This is a genomic window from Spiroplasma sp. ChiS (assembly GCF_002968355.1).
Taxonomy (GTDB): Bacteria; Bacillota_I; Bacilli_A; order Mycoplasmatales; family Mycoplasmataceae; genus Spiroplasma; species Spiroplasma citri.
Map to the genome: position 1 here is coordinate 1 of NZ_PUUH01000270.1, position 655 is coordinate 655.

2 protein-coding genes are annotated in these 655 nt (G+C 23.5%); one reads left to right on the forward strand and one right to left on the reverse strand.

Annotated elements, in window-relative coordinates; genetic code table 4:
• Positions 1-44 precede the first annotated feature (44 nt).
• Positions 45-326, reverse strand: a complete 282-nt coding sequence (locus C6B38_RS06820) for a hypothetical protein (protein WP_105299079.1) — start codon at positions 324-326, stop codon at positions 45-47.
• 78 nt (positions 327-404) lie between these two features.
• On the opposite strand from C6B38_RS06820, the gene C6B38_RS06825 reads away from it, so the two are divergent.
• Positions 405-584 carry a hypothetical protein gene (locus C6B38_RS06825; protein WP_105299080.1) on the forward strand — a complete coding sequence of 60 codons (180 nt, stop codon included), beginning with the start codon at positions 405-407 and terminating at the stop codon, positions 582-584.
• The last annotated feature ends 71 nt before the right edge of the window (positions 585-655 follow it).

Genomic DNA, 655 nt, shown 5'->3' on the forward strand with positions numbered 1-655 from the left:
TATTAGCATATCTTCGTAAAATATTAGATGAAGCATCAGTAAAATTACAAGCATAAAATAATTTTTCTGCTATATGATTTCATGCAAGCATAAAATAATTTTTCTGCTATATGATTTCATGTTTTATTAGTACCACGACCAGCAGAAACAAACTTAAAAAAACTTGGTGAAGTAAAATAACGGGCATAACTATCCCCGACAAAGTCTTTAAATACTTCTCAGTCAAAACCAAAATTATAGTCACTAAAATTTAAGTCATATTTTTTATTTAAATGTTCATAACTAGTAATTCGTTTTTTATTATTAATTTTAGTAAAGTCTTGCATTTTTTAGATATCCTCGCTTTTAAATTATGATATTAATATCATATTAAAAATATTTTTTAAAGATAGGGAAATAATAAGATGGAGTTAAAACAAAATTTGTTAGGAAATTATAAAGAAAATAAAACAATCGAGACACAAAATGAAGTTAAAAATTTATTAATTAATAGAGATAATGAGATATTTAAATTATATCAACAAGGACAAATATTACAAGGATATAAGGTAGTATCAACAAGGACAAATATTACAAGGATATAAGGTAGTATCAAAATTACCAAAAACAATCAAAACAGAATATGGAAATATTCCTATAAAAAGACGAAGATATG